15 protein-coding genes are annotated in these 22,656 nt (G+C 40.1%); 9 read left to right on the top strand and 6 right to left on the bottom strand.

Features of this window, described 5'->3' with window-relative positions; genetic code table 11:
* Nucleotides 1–590: 590 nt before the first annotated feature.
* The gene (locus tag B4B65_RS17390) at nt 591–1,682 is read left to right on the top strand and encodes a formylglycine-generating enzyme family protein (RefSeq protein ID WP_293917327.1); all 1,092 of its coding nucleotides are present in this window, start codon (nt 591–593) and stop codon (nt 1,680–1,682) included.
* A 68-nt stretch (nt 1,683–1,750) separates the two neighbouring features.
* Here the strand turns inward: B4B65_RS17390 and carB are convergent, their stop codons facing one another.
* Nucleotides 1,751–4,567 (bottom strand): carbamoyl-phosphate synthase large subunit, encoded by a 2,817-nt coding sequence (gene carB, locus B4B65_RS17385; RefSeq protein ID WP_293917325.1) that lies wholly within the window; start codon nt 4,565–4,567, stop codon nt 1,751–1,753.
* Nucleotides 4,568–4,772: 205 nt separating this feature from the next.
* A complete protein-coding gene (locus B4B65_RS17380) occupies nt 4,773–7,028 on the bottom strand; it encodes a family 20 glycosylhydrolase (protein ID WP_293917322.1) in 2,256 nt (751 codons plus the stop codon).
* 158 nt (nt 7,029–7,186) lie between these two features.
* Here B4B65_RS17380 and lipA point away from each other — a divergent pair, with 158 nt between their 5' ends.
* Nucleotides 7,187–8,068, top strand: a complete 882-nt coding sequence (lipA, locus tag B4B65_RS17375; RefSeq protein ID WP_003000906.1) for a lipoyl synthase — start codon at nt 7,187–7,189, stop codon at nt 8,066–8,068.
* Nucleotides 8,069–8,150: 82 nt separating this feature from the next.
* Here lipA and B4B65_RS17370 read toward each other — a convergent pair whose 3' ends face one another.
* Nucleotides 8,151–10,817, bottom strand: coding sequence for a hypothetical protein (locus B4B65_RS17370; RefSeq protein ID WP_293917318.1), 2,667 nt, complete (start codon nt 10,815–10,817; stop codon nt 8,151–8,153).
* Nucleotides 10,818–11,717: a GLPGLI family protein gene (locus B4B65_RS17365; RefSeq protein ID WP_293917315.1), complete on the bottom strand. Its 900-nt coding sequence runs from the start codon at nt 11,715–11,717 to the stop codon at nt 10,818–10,820.
* Between the two features lie 164 nt (nt 11,718–11,881).
* Between B4B65_RS17365 and B4B65_RS17360 the strand changes: the two genes are divergently transcribed.
* From B4B65_RS17360 to B4B65_RS17350, 3 genes are all read left to right on the top strand, one after another.
* The gene (locus B4B65_RS17360) at nt 11,882–12,523 is read left to right on the top strand and encodes a peptidylprolyl isomerase (RefSeq protein ID WP_293917312.1); all 642 of its coding nucleotides are present in this window, start codon (nt 11,882–11,884) and stop codon (nt 12,521–12,523) included.
* A 45-nt stretch (nt 12,524–12,568) separates the two neighbouring features.
* Nucleotides 12,569–13,798 carry a beta-carotene 15,15'-monooxygenase gene (locus B4B65_RS17355; protein WP_293917310.1) on the top strand — a complete coding sequence of 410 codons (1,230 nt, stop codon included), beginning with the start codon at nt 12,569–12,571 and terminating at the stop codon, nt 13,796–13,798.
* Between the two features lie 89 nt (nt 13,799–13,887).
* The gene (locus tag B4B65_RS17350) at nt 13,888–14,337 is read left to right on the top strand and encodes a hypothetical protein (RefSeq protein WP_293917307.1); all 450 of its coding nucleotides are present in this window, start codon (nt 13,888–13,890) and stop codon (nt 14,335–14,337) included.
* 57 nt (nt 14,338–14,394) lie between these two features.
* On the opposite strand, the gene B4B65_RS17345 is transcribed toward B4B65_RS17350, so the two are convergent.
* Complete coding sequence (locus tag B4B65_RS17345; protein WP_293917305.1) at nt 14,395–16,032, bottom strand: amidohydrolase; 1,638 nt, start codon at nt 16,030–16,032, stop codon at nt 14,395–14,397.
* Between the two features lie 242 nt (nt 16,033–16,274).
* On the opposite strand from B4B65_RS17345, the gene B4B65_RS17340 reads away from it, so the two are divergent.
* Genes B4B65_RS17340 through B4B65_RS17330 form a run of 3 tightly spaced genes read left to right on the top strand, consistent with a single transcriptional unit; the run spans nt 16,275 to nt 20,617 of the window.
* Nucleotides 16,275–18,047: a DUF1800 domain-containing protein gene (locus B4B65_RS17340; RefSeq protein WP_293917303.1), complete on the top strand. Its 1,773-nt coding sequence runs from the start codon at nt 16,275–16,277 to the stop codon at nt 18,045–18,047.
* A gap of 14 nt (nt 18,048–18,061) precedes the next feature.
* Nucleotides 18,062–19,327: a DUF1501 domain-containing protein gene (locus tag B4B65_RS17335; RefSeq protein WP_293917300.1), complete on the top strand. Its 1,266-nt coding sequence runs from the start codon at nt 18,062–18,064 to the stop codon at nt 19,325–19,327.
* A 33-nt stretch (nt 19,328–19,360) separates the two neighbouring features.
* On the top strand, nt 19,361–20,617 hold the full coding sequence (locus B4B65_RS17330; RefSeq protein ID WP_293917297.1) for a hypothetical protein: 1,257 nt from the start codon (nt 19,361–19,363) through the stop codon (nt 20,615–20,617).
* A 78-nt stretch (nt 20,618–20,695) separates the two neighbouring features.
* Here the strand turns inward: B4B65_RS17330 and B4B65_RS17325 are convergent, their stop codons facing one another.
* On the bottom strand, nt 20,696–21,106 hold the full coding sequence (locus B4B65_RS17325) for a BrxA/BrxB family bacilliredoxin (protein WP_003000873.1): 411 nt from the start codon (nt 21,104–21,106) through the stop codon (nt 20,696–20,698).
* Between the two features lie 169 nt (nt 21,107–21,275).
* On the opposite strand from B4B65_RS17325, the gene ahcY reads away from it, so the two are divergent.
* Complete coding sequence (ahcY, locus tag B4B65_RS17320) at nt 21,276–22,592, top strand: adenosylhomocysteinase (RefSeq protein ID WP_201680716.1); 1,317 nt, start codon at nt 21,276–21,278, stop codon at nt 22,590–22,592.
* The last annotated feature ends 64 nt before the right edge of the window (nt 22,593–22,656 follow it).

The following is a 22,656-nucleotide window of genomic DNA, read 5'->3' as shown; positions in this document are numbered from 1 at the left end:
AGCAGCGCTACGCTTATGCTTGCACCAGAGCTAGGACAACGGTTTGCCCTAACGGCATAGTCTACTACTTATTAACTACTAAAGGACTATACTGTTGGTGGGGACACCAACAGACGCATAAAAAAGTAAAACGCTGTTGCGAGCGTGCCGCTCGTACAAAGGTAATACAGGCACAAGCAGCGCTACGCTTATGCTTGCGCCAGAGTGAGTGAGAACGGTTTTAACGATATATCGGGAGAGAGGTTAAGATCTGCTATTCTTCCTTCTGAGTTATGGAATATAATGTAAAGTAAAACACAGAATAGAAATTAACGCAAACGATTGTGCGAATTAGTCAAACGATTGCATTCATTTTTTTGTTTTTAATTCATTTTCCGTCACGTATAATTGTATTGTCATTAAGCAAATGACATACGAACAACCATTATAAACATAACCTTCAATGTTTTCGGAAATTCGTTCATAAATTGACTGTTTAGTTTGTTTTAAAATAGGTGATTTTAAAGGGATTCTTCGGGATCCCTTTATTTTTTCAGTAATTTGAAAGCATATTACTGTTATCTCCATAAATAATTCTGTATTTTGTAGTAATGAAATTGTCTGCCGGAATTCAACTGATCTTTTTAATAGCAAGCCCGCTTGTTTACTCCTGTATTGGTAAGTCTAAACCTATGGACAAGCTTTCTTTTGAGAATGATGCACCACATTGTATTGTAGGTATTCCTTCCAGATTCTCAGCTGTAAGTGATACTGCTGCTGAAATCATTAGTATACGAGGAGCCGATGATGCAAAAATGGTTAAAATAGAGGGAGGAAGCTATGACATGGGATCAACTGATTTTGAGGATGCAAAGCCTGTTCATAAGGTAAATGTTAAATCTTTCTGGATGGATGAGCATGAAGTCACGAATGCTCAGTTTACCAAATTTGTACAGGCTACCGGATACATAACAGTAGCGGAGCGACCGTTGGATCCCCGTGATTTTCCAGGCGTAGATCCGGAGATGTTGAAACCGGGGTCTGCTGTATTTCATGCTCCTAAAGAGGTTCGAGGATTGAATGATCCTTTGCAATGGTGGTCTTATATTGTAGGCGCCAATTGGAAACATCCGGAAGGACCTGAAAGTAATATTAAGGGAAAGGAGAACTATCCTGTTGTACATATCGCATATCAGGATGCCGAAGCCTACGCCAAATGGGCAGGCAAACGTCTTCCAACGGAAGCGGAGTGGGAGTATGCTGCAAAAACGGCTAATTATAACAATGAGAAATATTATTGGGGTACTGAAAAAACGGAAAATGGGAAGTGGGCCGCAAATATCTACCAGGGAGAGTTTCCGATAAAGGATACCGGTGAAGACGGCTATGTGGGAGCAGCTCCTGTAAAATCTTATCCGGCTAATACTTCAGGACTGTATGATATGGAGGGAAATGTCTGGGAATGGTGTTCTGATTTTTATCGTCCGGATTATTATAAAAACAGTTCGGAAAGTAATCCGGCCGGACCTTCGGATTCTTACGACCCTCAGGAACCCGGAGCTGTAAAACGTGTACAGCGTGGCGGTTCTTTTTTGTGTAACGATATGTATTGTGAGCGCTACAAAGCGGGTAGCAGAGGTAAGGGGGAAGTGAATAGCCCTACTAATAATGTAGGATTCAGATTAGTGAAAGATATAGATTAGCTATTGAAAGTTAACAAAAAAAACAGGGTAGCTCATGCGAGCTACCCTGTTTTTGTATATATCCGTTCTTATTTACTTAAGAACATTGATTTTTTAGCATAAAGCTCTCTGAAGTAGGCATCATTCAGGTCTTTAATAAAGCGTATTGCTTCACCTGTTGACTTCATTTCAGGACCTAATTGCTTATCCACTTCCGGGAATTTAGAGAAAGAGAATACCGGCTCTTTAATTGCATATCCTTCCAGCTTGCGTGTAATGGTAAAGTCTTTCAATTTGTTTACCCCCAGCATAACTTTTGTTGCAATATTGATATATGGTACATCGTAAGCTTTCGCAATAAAAGGTACTGTACGTGATGCACGAGGGTTAGCTTCGATAACAAATACATTTTCATCTTTTACGGCAAACTGTATGTTTAATAAACCTTTTACATTCAATGCCTTTGCTAATTTCTTAGAGTACTCTTCCATTTTATCCTGTACATTCTGGGATAAGCTGAATGGAGGTAATACTGCAGAAGAGTCTCCTGAGTGGATTCCGGCAGGTTCGATGTGTTCCATCATACCGATGATGTGTACCTCTTCACCGTCACAGATTGAATCTGATTCTGCTTCTTCGGCACGATCCAGGAAGTGGTCAATCAATACACGGTTACCAGGTAAGTTTTTTAGCAGATTAACGACTGCTTTTTCAAGATCTTCATCATTGATAACGATACTCATTCCCTGTCCTCCTAATACATAAGACGGACGTACAAGTACCGGATAACCTACCTGATTTGCTACGACGATAGCTTCTTCTGCTGATTCAGCAACTCCGTATTTCGGGTAAGGAATATCCAATGATTTTAACAGGTCTGAGAAACGGCCACGATCTTCTGCAAGATCCATATCCTGGAATGAAGTTCCAATGATCTTAACACCAATAGCTTCTAATTTTTCTGCCATTTTCAATGCCGTCTGACCACCTAACTGTACGATTACCCCTTCAGGTTTTTCCAGTTCAATGATTTCACGCACGTGTTCCCAGAAAACAGGCTCGAAATATAATTTATCAGCCATATTGAAGTCTGTAGAAACTGTTTCAGGGTTACAATTAACCATGATTGCTTCATAACCAGCTTCTTTAGCGGCTAATAATCCATGTACACAAGAGTAATCGAATTCTATACCCTGACCGATACGGTTAGGACCTGAACCTAACACAACGATTTTTTTCTTGTCTGAAATAATGGATTCGTTTTCTTCTTCAAAAGTAGAGTAGTAGTATGGCGTCTGTGCCGGAAATTCTGCAGCACAGGTATCTACCATTTTATATACTCTGTTAATGCCTAGTTCTTTACGACGGGCATATACTTCATCTTCTGTAACATTTCCTAATAACCAGGAGATCTGAATATCAGAATATCCTTTTTGTTTCAGGGTCATGAAGAAATCCTTAGGGATATTATTCAACTGGTAGCGGCGAAGCTCACCTTCCAGCTGTACTAATTCCTGAATCTGTACAAGGAACCATTTATCAATCAGCGTTGCTTTGCGGATAGACTCTAAAGGTACTCCTAATTCAAATGCATCTTTAATATGGAATAACCGGTCTGCGCTTGGGTGCTCCAGACTGTCCATAATCTCTTCGAGATTGCGGCTTTGTCTGCCATCTGCACCAAGTCCTGCACGGTTGGTTTCCAGAGACTGTGCTGCTTTCTGAAGCGCTTCAATGAAGGTACGGCCTATTGCCATTACTTCACCTACCGCTTTCATCTGCAGGCCAAGCTCTTTATTTGCTCCTTTGAATTTATCAAAGTTGAAACGAGGTACTTTGACGATTACATAATCTAATGTCGGTTCAAAGTACGCTGAAGTTGTTTGTGTAATTTGATTTTGTAATTCATCCAGATTGTATCCGATCGCCAGTTTAGCTGCAATCTTAGCAATTGGATATCCTGTAGCTTTAGACGCCAGAGCAGAAGAACGGGATACACGAGGATTGATTTCAATCGCGATGATTTCTTCGTTTTCAGGATTTACAGAGAACTGTACGTTACATCCTCCGGCGAAGTTACCGATGGAACGCATCATTTTGATCGCCTGATTACGCATATCCTGATAACAACGGTCGCTCAGTGTCATAGCCGGAGCTACTGTGATAGAGTCTCCTGTATGGATACCCATCGGGTCAAAGTTTTCGATTGTACAGATAATGATTACATTATCGTTAGCATCACGAAGTAATTCTAATTCGAATTCTTTCCATCCTAATACGGCCTGTTCTACCAGTACTTCGTGTGTAGGAGAAGCATGAAGACCTCTGTTAAGGGCTGCATCAAAATCTTCTTTTTTGTGAACAAATCCACCTCCGGTACCGGCAAGTGTGTAAGAAGGTCTGATAACCAGCGGATAGCCAATTTCTTGTGCTGCTTCTTTTCCTTCTAAGAATGAGTTTGCAATTTTGGATGTGGCAACACCTACACCGATATCAACCATCAACTGACGGAAAGCTTCACGATTTTCAGTTTTTTCAATTGCTGCAACGTCGACACCGATGACTTTGATATCGTACTTTTCCCAGATACCGCGCTCCGAAGCTTCGATACATAGGTTTAATGCTGTCTGTCCGCCCATAGTAGGCAATACAGCGTCGATGTTGTGTTTCTGAAGGACTTCTTCGATGCTTTCGCAGGTCAAAGGAAGCAAGTACACATTGTCTGCTACGACTTTGTCTGTCATGATTGTAGCAGGATTGGAGTTAATAATGGAAACCTCAATACCTTCTTCTTTCAAAGATAAAGCAGCTTGAGATCCGGAGTAGTCAAACTCACAAGCCTGACCGATAACGATAGGACCTGATCCAATAATTAAAACCGATTTGATGGAAGTGTTTCTTGGCATTTTTGTAGTTCAAAAAAATTATTTTCTAAAACGATCTTGAGCAAAACAATCAAAATGCTATCCGGAGAGAGGGGAGTATTCCGACTGCTTTGTCGGAGTGCAAAGTTACATTTTATATTTTAAAAAAGTTGATTTATTTTCAAGTTTAACTCCCTGATACAAAATACAAAAAAGGATGGAAATTTATTTCCATCCTTTTTTGTATTTAATATATAAGTACTTCGTCTGTAAAAAGATAGCCTTTCATACTGTTAGGGGCTTTTATACGCACAAATCTCGCAGCCTGGCTTTTGGGTAATTTTAATTCAAATTTTTTAAATTTCAATTTCGGATCATCTGTTCCCACATCATTTTTTACAGTTCCGATTTCCCGGAAAGTTTTTCCGTTATCGGAGATAAGTACGGTAAATTCTCCAGGGAAATAGACACCTGGTCCCGGAACCTGCATGAAATTCATTGCCACGCTTTTAATTTCCTCTCTTCGTTCAAAATCTACTGTAATGTCCAGATCTTTGGTAAAACCCTGCCACTGACCGTCCCCATAGCTTAATCCACCTTTTTTACCGTTGGTTAGTGTCAACTCCTTTTGGGCCGGATAGCCGTCCCAGCTATTTTGATAAATAACTGTTTTTCCTATAGCTTTGTGCACATCTACTTCTATACTTTGTACCGGACCTACACGAACAGAATCGATAAACATAGCTGCCGTGAGTGTCGTCGGTATGGTAAGATCAATTGGTTGCGTATAGGTTGTCGATTGCGCTGTGGGAACTGAACCGTCAATCGTGTAATGTATATCCGGATTGATCTGTTCTGTATTGATGCTGATCAGGTTACTGTATCTTTTGTTATTGAACTGCACATCAAACCCGACATTGTAGGACGGACGATAGTAGTTGATTTCCAGCTGTTGCAGAATTTTATAATGGTTTTGCAGTCTGGCTTTGAAATCTTCCCAGTTTTTATCCTCTTTTTTAGACCAGACAATTTCAGAAAGAGCTAATGCCCGTGGAAATGCCATATATTCTACATGCTGATAAGTCGGCATGTACTCCGCCCACAGATTGGCTTGTGCACCTAATACATGCTTTGCTTTATCGCCGCTGATGGTTGATGGTACTGGATCATAAGAGTAGACTTTTTCTATTGGCAAATAACCACCGATCGCTTCCGGCTGTGTACGCGGATCTGTCTGATAGCTGTCGAAATATAAGTAGCCACCCGGAGTCATAATAACATCATGACCGGCATTTGCAGCTTTAATACCTCCGTCTTCTCCACGCCAGCTCATCACTGTAGCCCCTTCGCTCAATCCTCCTTCCAGAATCTCGTCCCATCCTAATAGCTTGCGGCCTTTCGATTGCAGATACTGATCCATTTGTCTGATGGCATAGCTTTGAAGTTCTTCCTCATTTTTCAGGCCCTCTTTTTTCATGAGCGCCTGATCTTTCGGACAATTTTTCCAGTGCTCTTTAGAAGCCTCATCGCCACCGATGTGTATATAGGTGGACGGAAATATCTGGATGACTTCGTCAAGTACATTTTTGAGGAAAGTGAATGTTTCCTCATTTCCTATACAAAATTCTCCTTGTGTATAAGGCTTACCGGAACATGAAAGTTGTGGAAATACAGCCAGAACCTCTTCTGAGTGTCCCGGCATTTCTATTTCCGGAATAACCGTGATGCCTTTTCGGGCAGCATATGCGACCAGTTCACGAGCCTGATCTTGTGTATAATATCCTCCGCTGGCATTTGCAGTCCCTTGCTCCACATACTGACGTCCGTTATTCCACCATTCTTTCCAGCTGGAATGTGTACGCCAGGCTGCTTTTTTTGTCAATTCGGGATATTTATGGATTTCTAATCTCCAGCCTGCACCATCTGTAAGGTGCCAGTGGAGTCGGTTAAATTTGTAAATGGCCATGACATCTACAAATTTCTTTAATGAGGCAAAGGGCATAAAATGACGTGAAACATCAAGCATTATTCCTCTGTATCCAAAGCGTGGGCTATCCTGGATTTCAACCGAAGGCACGATCTCAGGCTGATCCTGCAGGTAGGCCATTTGTATCAGCGTATAGATCGCATTTATCATCAGCGCAGGAGTCTTAGCCTTCAGCACAATTCCATTGTTATCAATGTCGATGTGATACGTATTGTCACCGATCTGGTCTGTGCTAAGTCCCGTGATCAGTCTGATGCCGTTTTCAGGCGTTTTCTTTACTTTTTTGATTTTTTCTATGGTATATCCTTTTATTGCGGGATGTTCGGCTAGTAAACCGGCTACTTCCTCAAATTCAGGAGATACATATAAGATAGGTTGACCCGGAATAGTATAGCTGCCTACGTGATATGTAATTCGATTCGGTTTGGGAATAATGTTCAGCGTTTTGTTTTGAGCTAAACCTGGCAATGGCAATAGAAAGAATAAAAGAAGTGTATTAAGGATAATTCGAAACATGTCAGTAATAGCGTTTTTTGTTACAAATATCTTAAATTAGGTTCTAAAAAGCGACTTTGCGCATAAATAATTAACTGTAAAAGGAACTAATTGTTTTATGATATTATTCAAACAATTTGAAATCTCTGATTTATCCGAATATTCCTTAACTTTGTGCTATGATTGAACTTCCAGTTATTCCGGTAACCCCGACGCAGAGAAGACCGGATTGGTTACGTGTAAAGTTGCCTGTTGGCAAAGAATACAGACATGTACGAAGTCTTGTTGATGAGCATAAATTACATACGATCTGTGAAAGTGGTAACTGTCCTAATATGGGTGAATGTTGGGGAGCCGGTACGGCGACCTTTATGATTTTGGGAAATATTTGTACCCGCTCATGTTCTTTCTGTGCTGTGGCTACGGGCAGACCGTTGCCGGCAGATCTGGATGAGCCTAATCGTGTCGCAGATTCGGTAAAACTGATGCAGGTGAAACATTGTGTTATTACATCTGTAGACCGTGATGATCTGAAAGATGGAGGGTCAACAATCTGGGCTGAAACAATCAATGCAATTCGCAGAGAAAGTCCTGAAACAACACTTGAAACTTTAATTCCTGATTTCAAGGGCCAGTGGGACAATCTGGACCGTGTGCTTGCAGTACGTCCTGAGGTTGTGTCTCACAACCTGGAAACTGTACGCAGACTGACAAGAGAAGTACGTATACAAGCTAAATATGACCGTTCGCTGGAATGCCTGAGAAGGATATCTGAGGCTGGTTTACGGACTAAATCAGGCATCATGCTGGGACTGGGAGAGACGGAAGAAGATGTGATCGAAGCTATGCAGGATCTGTATGATGTAGGTGTCCATATTCTTACTTTGGGACAATACCTGCAACCTACAAAAGCGCATCACCCGGTTATCGATTGGATTACTCCGGCACAATTTGATAAATATAAAGAGATCGGACTGAAAATGGGATTCAAATATGTAGAATCAGGGCCATTGGTGCGTTCATCATACCATGCTGAAAAGCATTTATTTGATATGCAATAAGATCTTGATCTGCAGATACAAAAATATACCCTCTCCTTAAACCGAGAGGGTATTTTTATTATATACTACACAACAATTTCTGTTAGAGGTTGAACAATACTTTTACTATCGCCATACGACCGCGGAGATCGTATCTGTTATCCGACAACATATTGGATGAAACGGTATAGGTTTGAAAAGTTTTGATATTAGCCAGATTACTCATATCCAATTCCAGATCTGTTTTCCACTTTTGAATGCGGTATCGTGCAAAGAAATCTACAAATGTATAATTAATATCTCTCATCAAAGGCTGGTGAGTATAATGGTGTCTCATACTGAACCGTAAGTAGGCATTTTTGAAAGGATGAACAGGAAATCCTATCACTTGTGTAATTCCGGTAACCTGTCTGTCGAAACCATCTTCTGCCTCTCTTTGTCTGCTGATATTCCAGTTAATCGTACCGGAGTAAGACAGGTTGTAATTCTTCCATATCTTAGCTTCAAATCCAGGTTGAACTGCATAGCTGGTATTACGGAATGGTAAAAGTGCATCATTAAAAAGCTGATTATAATCTGAAAGATTCCATGATATTTTAACCTTGACAGTACTTGCCAGACGAAATAAGTACTTATCAAATCCAATATAACCTGAATATGCCAGTATCTTATTGTCCATAGGTACCAGTATCTCTTCCGTAATATTATTACTGACCCTTGAGGAAATAATTGTGTTGGATACAGATTGACTATAATTGAGTCCGGCATTGACAAAGAGTATTTTTGTGATTCTGTTAAAATTGTAATTCAATCCGATATTATGACTCTGACTTTCATTAATTTCGGATTGGTTCTGACTCAACATCCGGTAGTTCCGGACCAGCAATCCCCTGTATACATTTGTAATTCCACCAAAAGAATTGCTGAAGTTGTAATTTAGGCTGATTTCATCTTCCTGCATTACTTTCATTTTGAATTTAAAAACAGGATTGAATAGCACATCGTTTCTGTTTTTCTGAAGATTAAATCCGGGATCAGAAAAAGAGGTGATTTGATAGGCAAGGGGGAGAGAAAGCATTGCCTCCATTCGGTTCTGTTTCCATTCATATTGTGCATTGACATAAAATTTGTTGCGAAGCCATATCATATTATTGCCCGGCTGCCCTTCGGATTGCATAGCCTCCGTTTCCGTCTGACGAAGCAAAAGATCGGATCGCAGATGTTGCCTGTCATTGGAAATGCCGGCTTCATAGAGTTGCCGGATTTTAGATTTGGATATCCGATAGCCTGCTGATAATGTGTTATAGAGTGTTGGGACTTCGACTTTTTGATGAGTAGCACTGTAATGCTGACTAGAATTTAATATATCTGGAAATATTCCCGGCTGTATATTCAGAAACTGGGGTTTATTACCATAAGTAAAGGACCAGTTAAACTCTACGATATGTTTGTTTTTAAATTCCGGGACAAAACTTAGCTGATTGGATATTCCTCGTATAGTATGCTGCCGGTTCTGGTCTATAGACTGTGCATTGCTTAGTAATGCTGCAATGCCATTCTGTTTTTCATATTCAAAAGACAGGGTATTGTTGATATACTTTTTCTCTATATTTTTACTGAGTGTAAGCCGTATAGCACTCATAAATTTTTCGGTCTCTGTATGTTGTGACTCATCAAAAGATGCTGACCCGGTTTCTGAATAGTATGCAGTCTGCCCTCTGAAAGATCTTCTTTCTTTATCATACAAAGCCTGAATGTTTGATTTGAGCTGCAGGTCATTTTTCAGATTAAACAGATTATTAGTATTTAATGCTCCGGTGTTATTGAAGTAATACTGTTGTTTCGATATCGGAGGAGGACCTATTGTGCCAAGAGACAATAAATTATTGACACTGGAATTTCCGAGTTTTGAAAATATGGATGCCTGATTATATCCAATCAGGTCTCCTGTAAGATCTTTACCGGTATTGTTGCCGTTGAGAACATTCAGAATTTTATATTTCTTATTAAACAGAATACTGTTCAACTCGGAATCGTAATGTTTGGGAAATCCTCCCCCAAGTTTAGCCTGCCCGGTCAGTTTGAGTCTGGCGTCATCCTTTATCAGCAGATTTATGGAAACCTGATCGGTAAATCTTTTGTTTTTTAATACTTTCAGATGCTCATGGTTATTGAGCACCTGAATATCCTGTACCATTTTATACGGAATGGTACGTGTCCCGATTGCATATCTGTCATCAAGCAAATCGTCTCCGTCTATGTAAAAGTTGGAGATTGATTTCCCCTGATATTTGATCTGCCCCGATTCACTGACTTCCATTCCCGGTATACGTTTGATGACATCACCAATAGAACGGTCTTCTTCTTTCGCAAAAGATTCTACATTGTAGGAAAGTGTGTCTCCTAATTTCCGGATTTGTGGCCGGCTTTTGACTTCTACATCCTCCAGTAAATGTATTTTCGGAATAAGAGTAACCATCAGATCTGTAGCTCCTTTATGGAGCTTCTGTCTGAATTTATCATAACCCAAATGATTTATCTCCATGATCAGATCTTCCGGAGGCCGGGTCGTTACGATCGTAAAATTACCTTCTGCATTTGTGGATTTGAATGCGATTATTTTATTTTCTGCGGATAGGAGATTTACGCTTGCATACGGGATTTTTTGCTTACTGTTCGCATCTCTAACTGTCCCTGATATTTTGTATTCCTGCGCCATACATCCCATACGAAGCAACCATAGAAATAACAAAAGAATGAGTTTTTTCATTTATGGAATCAGTTCGATAGGGTTGTTTGTGATTTTAGAAGGTTTATAATTATCATCCTGCTGAACATTTACACTTTTTATTTTAGACATATCCATTTCTCCGGATGCTTTGGCGTTTGTGGCGGATACGGAAATACTGTTGCCGGATACACTTACACCTGCAGAATTTTGCCTTTGCGCCTGTTTAGCCTGTATATATGCCTGTGGATTAGCCTGAAAAGCATCCTGAATTTTCTTAATTTCCTTGAGATTTGATTTGACTGCATTTGCCGGTAACTCTACATTCAAGAGACCGTTGTCTAATTTGTCAAAGCCCGAATACTCAAATATGACCTCCTTTTTATCGTCATAGGCTTCCAGAATAAGCCCTGGTAATCCCTGTAATTTCCATGGACCGAATGAAAAGGGTAATTCTGTAGTGAACCAGGCTGTATAGTTTCTGCCTTTGTAGCTAGTCTGTGCTTTCTGAGCTTTGTAACCACCAATTTCCCGTGTTTCATCCACTATATTCCAATCCATATCCGGCCACTGGGTATCTACCAGAAATTTGTCACCTGCTACATCCTTAAGTTCAGTTATCTTGTGCTCATGAGGACGTAAATAATAAGATTCCTGAGTAGGAGAGGTGTTGCGGACAATTTTCAGATTACCGTCAAATGCAGGATTATTCATTTGTTTTTTTATATCTTCCTGTGCCCGGTTTGAAGAATAAGAGGTGAAGTAACTCGAATTCTTACCGAGATATAAAACCATCTCATCACGCCGGAACTGTTCCCGATTGCTAGTATCATTGACGTGTTTAAAAAGATAGTGTGCTTTCGCAAGTGCAGGTTCTGTCTGTTGCGCATGGGCATAGCTTAGTAAAAATAACCCAATCAAAAACAAGTATGATTTTTTCATAATATTACATTTATATCGTAAATATACGAAATTATCGTAATTATGAAATTATTTTGAATTTCTTCTTCATTTTGTTCAGACTGAACTTTTAGGAGTAGCACCTGATTGGTATTGGATAGTCTGTATATCTTGGATATATTTGAATGAATTAATGAATATACTCTATGAAATTTAAAATAAGCTTTGCTCTTTTTCTTTCCCTGTGTTTTTTCACCATCAGCCAGGCACAATCCAAAAAAATACTGGTGCATACAAATTATGGTGATTTTAAGGTATTGCTATACGATTATACACCGCATCACCAGCAACTTCTCCTTGATGCAATACAAAGCGGAGTATATACAAATGCACAGTTTAATCGTGTAATCTCAGATTTTGTCGTGCAGGGTGGAGAGCTTGACGAAGATATTCTTGCAGAAGAAGCCAAATCTCCTTCAAAACCACCTGTTCGTCTGGCTCCCGAATTTGATACACGAGCTTTTCATAAAATTGGAGCATTAGGAGCGGGCAGAGATGACAACCCTTCAAAATCCTCCTTTTTAGATCAGCTGTATTTTGTTGTAGGGAAGAAAGTAACTGTACAGGACCTTGATGCATTGGAGGCGAAAAAGGGAATTGTATATAGTAAAGAACAACGGGAAGAATACCTCAGGAATGGCGGACAGCCGAGGCTCGATCATGATTATACGGTATTCGGAGAGATATATGAAGGACTGGAAGTCATCCTCAAGATCAGTAAGGTCAAAACCTCGTCTGCAAATCTGCCTGTAGATAAAGTTATATTTTCCCTTACTGTAATCGAATAACAGTTATACTGAATTTATTAATCGCTAAAGTATTTACCTGTGTCCATGCCCAGAAGATGGTTTCAGATTAGTCTTTTTAATTTTGCAATTGCTGCAGGTATGGGACTGGTATTGCGCTATGCAGGTGTATTTCCGATTGGCAATATCAATTTTAAGTTTCTTTTGCACGGACATTCTCATGGTGCCATGCTGGGTTGGATTTACCTTGCATTGACTGCATTGATTTATGATCGTTTTGCAGAACAAAGTAAACAGTCTGAAAAATTCTTTAAGATACTATTCATTGTATCCCAGATTGCTGTAATTGGAATGTTTATATTCTTTCCTGTTCAGGGATACGCTGTCTATTCTATCATTTTTTCTACTTTACAGCTATTATGCAGCTATACATTTGTGTATCTGATCTGGAAGTTTCGAAAAAGAGAGCATAATCCCGGATCAACGCTGTTGAAGACAGCATTGGCATTTATGCTGATTTCGACATTAGGCGTATGGTGCCTGGGACCTGCTGTTGGATTGATGGGTAATACTTCTGCGTTTTTTCAGATCGCAATACAATTTTTTCTGCATTTTCAATTTAACGGATGGTTTGTGATAGCTGTATTGGCTATCGCTTTTTATTTCTTCAGGATAGCCTTTCAGGCAAAGGATTGGAAAGTTTTTTACATACTGTTGCTCTTGTCTGTAGTACTTACCTTTGCTTTGCCACTGAGTTGGTATCTCAAAAATCCACTGTTATATTGGGTGCATGCCGTTGGGATATTGGCACAATTAGCCGCATTTGTAATTCTCTATCGTTCGTTACGTTTTCAGATGTATGGAATTTTAAAAACATATTCAGCAACAGAGCGTATTCTTTTTATTTATAGCGGACTGACACTGTTCATAAAAATACTCATTCCTTTCCTGTTGTTGTACCCTCCAATGATGGAGATTGTACATTATATAAGACATCTGGTTGTAGGTTTTATACATCTTCTGATGTTAGGGACGATCAGCGGAAGTCTGCTATTATTCGCAATGAGATCCGGCTGGTTGAATATTTCTTCATATGGCGTCAGATTTTCAAGTTATCTACTTATTATTGGCTTTACCTTAACAGAAATACTATTGCTGTTGCAGGGGTTAAGTATTTATATGGGCTGGCCTTTGGTGCCTTATTATCCTTTCCTTCTTTTCGGTGCCAGCATTGTTCTCAGTATCGCTGTTTTACTACTTTTTATGTTTTCTTTTATTCCAAAAAGCCAATACAAAGAATCTAATGTTAAAGTTTAGTTAATTGCCTGTTTGTCAATGATCGGGGAGCTGTGTATGGCATTTGTTTTGACCGGATTATTTCAGTTTAATTCTTAAAAATTAGAGTTATGAATCTCTCAAATTATTTCAAAAAAATGGCAGCCGTTGCTGCTATGGTTTCTGTGTTTGGAATTGCAACAAGTCAGGCACAACAGACTACCCCTGAGAAAGCGGTAAAAAAATCTGAGCAAAAGATAAAATCTGTCTCAGATAAATCAAAAGAAAAAACAAAACAGACAGCAACAAAGGAAAAGGAAGCCGCAAAAAAGGTGACCGAAACAGCAAAGAAAGAACCGGCAAAAGAAAAGACTAAAGCTGTGAAAGCTGAAGAGTCTACAACGAAGAAGGCCACTACAAAAGCTAAAAAAGAAGTAGCCGCCGCTAAAAAAGAAACGGCATCTTCGACAGATAAGTTAAGTGGTGAAAAATATAATGGTCATCAGGTGTATGTAGGTCCTAAAGGTGGTAAATACTACATCAATAGTAATGGAAACAAAACATATATCAGCCAAAAGTAGTCTGATATACATACAGGAAAATGCGGCATGGTCAAATGCCGCATTTTTTATAAATAGCTATTTCCGGATGAATACAGTCTCTCCTGCAATTACCGTCTGTATAACCTTAGTTTCTCTGAGTTCCTGATTAGGAACCTGCATAATATCTTTATTCAGAATAACAAAATCTGCATCTTTTCCTTTTTCTATACTTCCGCGTTGTTTTTCCTGAAAGCAGGAATAGGCTGCCCAGATGGTCATACCTCTTAAGGCCTGCTCACGGCTGATGGCATTTTCCATTTGAAATCCTCCCTGCGGGAAGCCTTTAGCATCCACACGTGCCACAGCCGCATGAAATCCATAAAGCGGATTAAAATGTTCTACAGGGAAATCGCTTCCCAAGGCAAGCATGCCATACTCTTGCAGAAGATTTTTGTAAGCGTAAGCACCTTTTAGTCTTTCCTCTCCTAAGCGGTCTTTAGCCCAGTACATATCTGATGTAGCATGTGTAGGCTGTACAGACGGAATAATATGGAATTGTCTGAATTTGTGAAAATCTCCGGGAGCAATGATCTGTGCATGCTCTATCCGCCACCGGCGGTTGATATTGTCTTTTAAATATTTTCCATACACATCTAATATAATCCGGTTAGCCGAATCTCCAATAGCATGTGTGTTGACCTGAAACGGGCTGTTTGCCAATTGACGGATCACTGTATCAAATGCCGCAGGACTATGTAATAGAAATCCTTTTGTAGGAGCATCATGATAATGCGCGAGAAGGCAGGCTCCTCTGGAACCCAAAGCTCCGTCTGCCAATAACTTAAAAGAACGGATTGTCAGCCGGTCTGTATCGTATATACCGTCTTTCAGGTAATGGCTTATATTCTCCGGATTAGCTGCTATCATCGCATAGTCTCTGATCTTTAGTTCATTTCTCTTGTAGAAATCTTTCAGCATCCCGAGCTGTGTATGTGTGAGTCCGGCATCAACAATAGAGGTCAGCCCTACAGATAAGAGGGAGTCCTGAGCAAACTGTAATGTTCGCAGAACAGCAGATTCTTCCGCCTCCGGAATCTGCTTACTCACCAGGTCCATGGCATTGTCCACGAGTATGCCATTCGGAATGCCGTTTTCTCCACCTATCAGTCCCCCTTCGATCGTGTGCACTTCTGTGACTTTTGCCATACGAAGGGCCTGTGTATTAACTACAGCAGCATGATAGTCTACACGGGAAAGGTATACTGGGATATCAGGAAATGCTTTATCTAACAGTTCTTTCGTTGGAAACTTCTTATCCTTCCAAAGATTTTGGTCCCATCCTCCTCCGATAATCCACTTTTTTTCGGGGCGTGCCTTATGATAAGCCTGTAGCCGGGTTATTACTTCTTCAAATGATTTACTTCCCATCAGATCTACCTGATCCAGCAATTCCCCAAGTAAGAAAAAGTGAGCATGAGCATCGTAAAATCCGGGATAAATGGCTTTGCCGTTTGCATCGATCTCTTCTTTTGCCGTATACTGCTGGCGGATAGTTGTACCCGATCCTATCGCTATAAACTTGCCGTCTTTTACGGCGAAAGCTTCTGCAACTGTAAATGCGGAATCTACAGTATAGATTCTGGCATTGTATACAATCAGATCCACCTGGTTGGTTGGTTTGCAACCGGACAGAAGGAATAAACTAAAGACACAATAAAGGTAAATGCTTCGCATATCATAAGGTTTGATCTTACTAAAATACAAATCATTGGGATACAATACGATGTGAATGGGAGTTTATTGCAATTAAAGTCCGGTTTTTTTTAAGATACAGTATTAATGCACACTAAACCTTTTCAAAAAAACGTTGTCTATGATAAGCGCTGGTTTCTGTATAACCGGTTGGCCTTTAATGATTTCTTAATATATAAATGTAAGGATCAAGTTGTAAATTTATACAGTTAAAAACGCCTCCTATGAAAGTTATGATAAGAATTGCTGTAGTTCTGTTTATTTTTCTTTCTTTTCTTCCGGAAAGTTACGGTCAGGAAGTGAAAGTGAAAGGCAGTTTCCCATACAAACAACAGGGGCTTACTGAAAAGGAGGCAATAGTACATTTGCTTAGCCGGTTTACCTACGGTTTTGATGAGCAACAGATCGAAAAAGTAGAAAAGCAGGGATTGGAAAAATGGTTTAGACAACAGCTTGAGGGCAATATCAAGGACGATCGGCTGAATAATCTAATGGGTAATTATGCAGATGTATTATTAAGCAATCGTGCGATTGATTCGCTATACCCACGCTCAGCCCGTGTGAGAAGGCAGGCTGTCAATGAAGGTTTTATTTCAAAAGATTCTATAGATAACAGCAAGCAGTCTTACAAAGATGCGATTCGAAAATTTATGGAAGTCAAAGGTTACAGACCTGAAAACGAATTAAACCGTCAGTTTCTGGCTTCTAAAATAGTACGTGCTGTATATAGTCAGAATCAGCTTCGAGAAGTGATGACCGATTTCTGGTTTAATCATTTTAATGTATCCTTTACCAAAGGACAGGCAGCTCCGTTTATTCCCAATTATGAAGCTTATGTTATCAGACCTAATGCCTTAGGTAATTTTCAGGATCTTCTTCTGGCGACAGCGAAAGCTCCCGCTATGCTGATGTATCTGGATAATTTTTCCAGCGTAGCTGATAATCCAAAGAGCAAAGGAAAAAAGGGACTTAATGAAAATTATGCACGCGAACTGATGGAACTACACACATTGGGTGTGGATGGAGGATATACGCAAAAAGATGTCACAGAAGCTGCACGTGTTCTGACAGGTTGGACGATCTATCCTATGCAAGGGTATGGAAACGTACAAAAAGAAAATATTGCTAACAATAAAAATAACATAGCAGATGGTGATTTTTTGTTTCTGGCTAACCGGCATGATAAGGGGACAAAAACAGTACTAGAGCACACCTTCAATAATTGGGGGTATGAAGAGGGGGTGGAATTATTAAAAATGCTGGCGTCAAAACCGCAGACTGCAGAATTTATCGTTCGTAAGCTTGCTGTTCGGTTTGTATCTGATATACCTTCTCCTGAATTGGTAAAGCGTATGAAAGATACTTTTCTGAAGAACAACGGTGATATTTCAGCTGTATTGACAATGATGGTGTATTCTCCGGAATTTTGGGATAAGAAAACTATTGATCAGAAAATAAAAACGCCTTTCGAATTAGCAATCAGTGCGGTCAGAGGACTGGATGCAGATGTGAATAATCCTGTCAAGCTTAATAACTGGGTAACCCGAATGGGGGAACAGAAGTATCATTATATCGCACCGACAGGCTTTCCTGACAAATCAGACTATTGGATCAATACGGGTGCTTTATTGAACAGAATGAATTTCGGACTATCTTTTACTTCGGAAAATAATTCGGGAGTAGAAGTTGATCTGATGCGGGTGACGGGTGGCAGAGAACCAGAAAGTGCTGAACAGGCACTGGAAGTATTTGGTCGTAAGCTCTTGCCGGAGGCGGATATGGATGTGCTGAAAAAGAGACTGACACCTTTACTGACACAACAGGATCTGCATGAGAAAGTATCAGCAGCCTCACAGAAAAACAGAGAGAAAAGCATGATGCAGGATGATCGTGCACAAGAACAGAAGATAAGTGCTAAGAGTAAGAATCAGACTAATGCTATGCTGGCACAGATTGTAGGACTTATTATAGGTTCTCCGGAGTTTCAGCGGCGATAATAATCGAAAAGAAGATGTTAAACAGACGGGCATTTTTAAAAAATTCAGGGTTGGGTCTATTTGGAATAGGTCTGATGGGGGGTATTCCGGCTTTTTTAGCGGAAGCAGTTGCCAGAGAAAAATTATTGAGCCCCTACAGCAAGCGTAAGGTGATGGTCTGTATTTTTCAACGTGGAGCTATGGACGGCTTGATGGCTGTAACACCATTTCTGGATACACATTTGCAGGCTGCACGCCCCGATTTATTTTTATCAGCTGCAAAATCAGAAGGAGCATCAGCTCTGATTGATCTGGACGGAAGATACGGGCTGCACCCCGGGATGAAAGCATTTGAGGAAGTCTTCCGTGAAAACCGGCTGGCAATCGTTCACGGAATGGGATCCCCTAATACCACACGTTCCCATTTTGATGCGCAGGATTATATGGAGTCCGGTACTCCTTTTGAGAAAAATACCAGCAGTGGATGGTTGAATCGTGCGGTTGGATTATTAGGACACGATAGTCTGACTCCTTTTTCAGCCGTCAGTATCACAGCAGCGCTACCCCGTTCATTATATGGAGAGCATGAAGCCTTAGCCATCAGTGACATTAAAAATTTTAAGATACAGGGTAAAGGTGTGACCTTTAATCAGAATGCAAAGAGTTTTGAAGATCTGTATGATAATACGGTAAATGAGGTGTTACGTGATACCGGGAAGGAAAGTTTTGAAGCGATGAAGATGCTGCAAAGTAACGCGGTTAAAAATTATCAGCCTGCCAATAATGTAACTTATCCGGGAAGTAACCTGGGTAAGTCTTTGAAGCAAATTGCACAATTGATCAAAATGGATGTAGGGCTTGAAGTCGCCTTTACGGAAAGTAATGGTTGGGATACGCATTTCAATCAGGGAAAAGATACCGGTATTTTTGCCCGTAATGTTGCTGATCTTTCCAATTCCATAATGGCTTTCTGGAAAGATATCGAAGCATATCAGGATGATGTCACCGTCATGACAATGACTGAATTTGGCAGGACCGTACATCAGAATGGAACAGGAGGAACCGATCACGGACGTGGATCCTGCAATTTTATTCTGGGGAATCAGGTGAATGGTGGAAAAGTGCACGGAAATATGGATGAGCTGGCAAAAGAAAATCTGGAAGATGGAAGAGACCTTAAAGTGACAACCGATTTCCGGGCTGTCTTTTCAGAGGTTGCCGACAGGCATCTGAAATTAAATGATGATAAAATATTATTTCCCGATTGGAATGGACAATCTATCGGTCTAATGAAGGCATAATGTTTGCTTGGTCATGAGAAATAATATTAAATTATGATCAGATTTATTTTTTCTTCGATTCTTTTGATGATGAGTTTCACCTTACAGGTATCTGCCCAACAGACATTACCTGTAAAGCGGCCTTTGCTTGTCCCTTTTCAGGTAAATGGAGAATATGGATTAATGGACACCCTGGGTAATGAGGTTAAAGCACCGGGTTTTTGTGTATCTATTAAAGTGTACAGAGATTTTTCTTACTATGTCATTGTAGATAAAGACGCCAAAGACAACTATTTCTATTGGCTTATGGATACGCAGACTGGTAAGCCTGTTAATATGGGTACCCTCAAGGATAGCAGTCCGTTAATAATTGTCGGTGACATTGCCTATTACCATTTTGAAAAGGATAATAAGACTGTAATCGCTTCTCCGGTGAATCATCAAAGTTTTACACTGGATAAGATTTATTCCAGAATAGAAGCTTTTAGCATTTATGATTCGGCTAGAAAAAATAAGACACAATACCTTGCTGTATATGATACAGATAGAAAAGGGAGAATTATTTCAGTGGCAGACCAGTTTCGAAAAGTTACAACAATCCCTCCATTTGAAAAATTAGAACTTATCAGTGCTACCCTTGATGAAGGTTATTCCCGTTATACCTTTCCTGTAGGCTTTGCTGTAGACGAAATAGTCCCCAAAAAAACTCCTGTTGCACCCGTGAAGACTGCCGCAAAGGGTAAGGCCAAGAAGTCAGACAGGCTGGAACCTCCTGAAGCAATTAAACCACCGGAAATGTACAAGCCGATAAATATGGATGGGCAGGATGAAAACTGGAAAGCCGTTATCTATGATAATCAATTAGTCCGTAAAGGAGAAAGCTTAACGACTGATTCGGCATTAACTGCTCTTTTTGGAGCAAAAGTAAGATTGTCCCGCAATATTCCCGGAGATATATCTGCAGGCTCAGGTATAATAAAGGCCGGAATCGGAGGTAATCAGGGTGAAGAACTCAATGATGAATTTGCAATCAGACAGCTTACAAAGGAAGTATCAGGCGGGGCATATCGTGAAATCCACTACTTCGGACATATAAATAAGGATAATACCTTTACTGAACTGATCTCTCAGGATGAGGCTCAGTTTAACTGGGCCTATCAGAATAATTCCCCGTTGCTTTCTATCCGTTACTATAAAGATGGAGGAAAGGTAACAGCCTATTTTGATTTCAATGGTGCGGTATTACCAAAAAATAAATTGATGGTGCCTGCAAAATATTATACGGGCAGCATGAGCCCTTACCTATTCTAAGAGAAACTAAAAGATACAAAAAAAGCTGTTCCACAATTGCGGAACAGCTTTTTTGTTTCAAAAATCAAAATAGATGATCTAGCAGTACTCGTCAAATGCAGCAACCAGATTGTCTGCAATCATTTGTGCCGGGCGACCTTCGATCATATGTCTTTCAATCATGTGCACCAATTTACCGTCTTTGAAAAGAGCCATTGCCGGTGAAGACGGCGGGTAAGGCAACATGTATTCACGTGCTTTATCTACAGCATCTTTTTCCATACCTGCAAATACAGTGACCAGTTTGTCAGGATGTTTTTCATTTTTTACAGCAGCTTTAGCAGCAGGTCTTGCATTTGCAGCAGCACAACCACATACGGAGTTTACAACTACAAAAACAGTTCCTTCAGAAGGGATTGCTGAATCTACTTCTGCAATGGTCTTTAACTCCTGGAAACCAGCATCCGTAAGCTCCTTACGCATGGGTTCAACTAAATATTCTGGATACATTTCTTCTCTTTTTAAATTAAATATCTACAAATATAAGGCACTTATACTCCCCCGTCAAGTTTATACTCTCAAATGAATGTCAGATTTGTAAATGCCAAAAAGCTAATGTTTTGAATTGACTGTCGTTAATGGTATTTTTGTATTCTAAATTTTAAAAGAGAAAATTATTATGTCATCAATAGAAAGCACGTACGTACCGTACAAAGTTAAAGATATCAGCCTTGCAGAATGGGGTCGTAAAGAGATTGAACTGGCAGAAGCTGAAATGCCGGGTTTGATGAGTTTGCGTGAGGAGTTTGGTGCTGCCAAACCACTTAAAGGAGCTCGTATTGCAGGATGTCTGCATATGACTATTCAGACAGCGGTATTAATAGAGACTTTGGTTGAGTTGGGAGCAGATGTGACCTGGTCATCCTGTAACATCTTTTCTACCCAGGATCATGCTGCGGCAGCTATTGCAGCAGCGGGTATCCCTGTGTATGCATGGAAAGGCATGAATACGGAAGAATTTGACTGGTGTATCGAACAAACCTTATATTTCGGAGAAGATCGTCAGCCCTTGAATATGATCCTGGATGATGGTGGTGACCTGACAAATATGGTTTTTGATAAATATCCTGAACTTATCAGCGAAATAAAGGGATTATCAGAAGAAACGACTACAGGTGTTCACCGTCTGTATGAGCGTATGAAAAACGGAACATTGCACCTGCCTGCAATCAATGTGAATGATTCGGTTACGAAATCCAAATTTGATAATAAATACGGTTGTCGTGAATCATTGGTAGATGCTATTCGTCGTGCAACAGATCTGATGCTGGCTGGTAAAGTTGCCGTAGTAGCTGGTTATGGTGATGTGGGTAAAGGATCTGCAGAATCTCTGCGTTCAGCGGGAGTACGCGTTATCGTAACGGAAATTGATCCGATCTGTGCACTTCAGGCCGCAATGGAAGGGTTTGAGGTTAAGAAATTCGCAGATGCAGTAAAAGAAGCTAATATCGTGGTTACTACTACCGGAAATAAAGATATCGTTCGTGCTGAGCATTTCAAAACAATGAAGGATAAAACTGTAGTATGTAATATCGGACACTTTGATAATGAAATTGATGTAGCCTGGTTAAATACGAACTACGGTAATACCAAGATTGAGATCAAACCTCAGGTTGATAAATACACCATTGATGGTACTGACATTATTTTACTGGCAGAAGGTCGTTTAGTAAATCTGGGATGTGCTACAGGACACCCTTCTTTCGTAATGTCGAACTCGTTTACGAATCAGACACTGGCCCAATTAGAATTGTGGACTAACACGGCTGCTTATGAAAATAAGGTGTACACTTTACCAAAACATCTGGATGAGAAGGTTGCACGTCTTCACCTGGCAAAAATCGGTGTGGAATTAGATACCTTAACGGAAGATCAGGCTGCTTATATCGGGGTTACGGTTGACGGCCCTTATAAAGCGGACGCTTATCGCTACTAAGAGATTATCCTAATATAAAAAAGAGCTTCATCCGAAAATTAAGATGAAGCTCTTTTTTTGTTAA

Origin of the sequence: Sphingobacterium sp. UBA5789 (genome assembly GCF_002418355.1) — a bacterium.
GTDB lineage: Bacteria > Bacteroidota > Bacteroidia > Sphingobacteriales > Sphingobacteriaceae > Sphingobacterium.
The sequence above is the reverse complement of the archived record's forward strand: the minus strand, read 5'-3'. Positions and strand labels throughout refer to the sequence as shown.

Excerpts from the sequence above, each read along its gene's own strand:
- B4B65_RS17390 (WP_293917327.1), top strand. The coding sequence starts at position 591 with ATGAAATTGTCTGCCGGAATTCAACTGATCTTTTTAATAGCAAGCCCG.
- carB (WP_293917325.1), bottom strand. The coding sequence starts at position 4,567 with ATGCCAAGAAACACTTCCATCAAATCGGTTTTAATTATTGGATCAGGT.
- B4B65_RS17380 (WP_293917322.1), bottom strand. The coding sequence starts at position 7,028 with ATGTTTCGAATTATCCTTAATACACTTCTTTTATTCTTTCTATTGCCA.
- lipA (WP_003000906.1), top strand. The coding sequence starts at position 7,187 with ATGATTGAACTTCCAGTTATTCCGGTAACCCCGACGCAGAGAAGACCG.
- B4B65_RS17370 (WP_293917318.1), bottom strand. The coding sequence starts at position 10,817 with ATGAAAAAACTCATTCTTTTGTTATTTCTATGGTTGCTTCGTATGGGA.
- B4B65_RS17365 (WP_293917315.1), bottom strand. The coding sequence starts at position 11,717 with ATGAAAAAATCATACTTGTTTTTGATTGGGTTATTTTTACTAAGCTAT.
- B4B65_RS17360 (WP_293917312.1), top strand. The coding sequence starts at position 11,882 with ATGAAATTTAAAATAAGCTTTGCTCTTTTTCTTTCCCTGTGTTTTTTC.
- B4B65_RS17355 (WP_293917310.1), top strand. The coding sequence starts at position 12,569 with ATGCCCAGAAGATGGTTTCAGATTAGTCTTTTTAATTTTGCAATTGCT.
- B4B65_RS17350 (WP_293917307.1), top strand. The coding sequence starts at position 13,888 with ATGAATCTCTCAAATTATTTCAAAAAAATGGCAGCCGTTGCTGCTATG.
- B4B65_RS17345 (WP_293917305.1), bottom strand. The coding sequence starts at position 16,032 with ATGCGAAGCATTTACCTTTATTGTGTCTTTAGTTTATTCCTTCTGTCC.
- B4B65_RS17340 (WP_293917303.1), top strand. The coding sequence starts at position 16,275 with ATGAAAGTTATGATAAGAATTGCTGTAGTTCTGTTTATTTTTCTTTCT.
- B4B65_RS17335 (WP_293917300.1), top strand. The coding sequence starts at position 18,062 with ATGTTAAACAGACGGGCATTTTTAAAAAATTCAGGGTTGGGTCTATTT.
- B4B65_RS17330 (WP_293917297.1), top strand. The coding sequence starts at position 19,361 with ATGATCAGATTTATTTTTTCTTCGATTCTTTTGATGATGAGTTTCACC.
- B4B65_RS17325 (WP_003000873.1), bottom strand. The coding sequence starts at position 21,106 with ATGTATCCAGAATATTTAGTTGAACCCATGCGTAAGGAGCTTACGGAT.
- ahcY (WP_201680716.1), top strand. The coding sequence starts at position 21,276 with ATGTCATCAATAGAAAGCACGTACGTACCGTACAAAGTTAAAGATATC.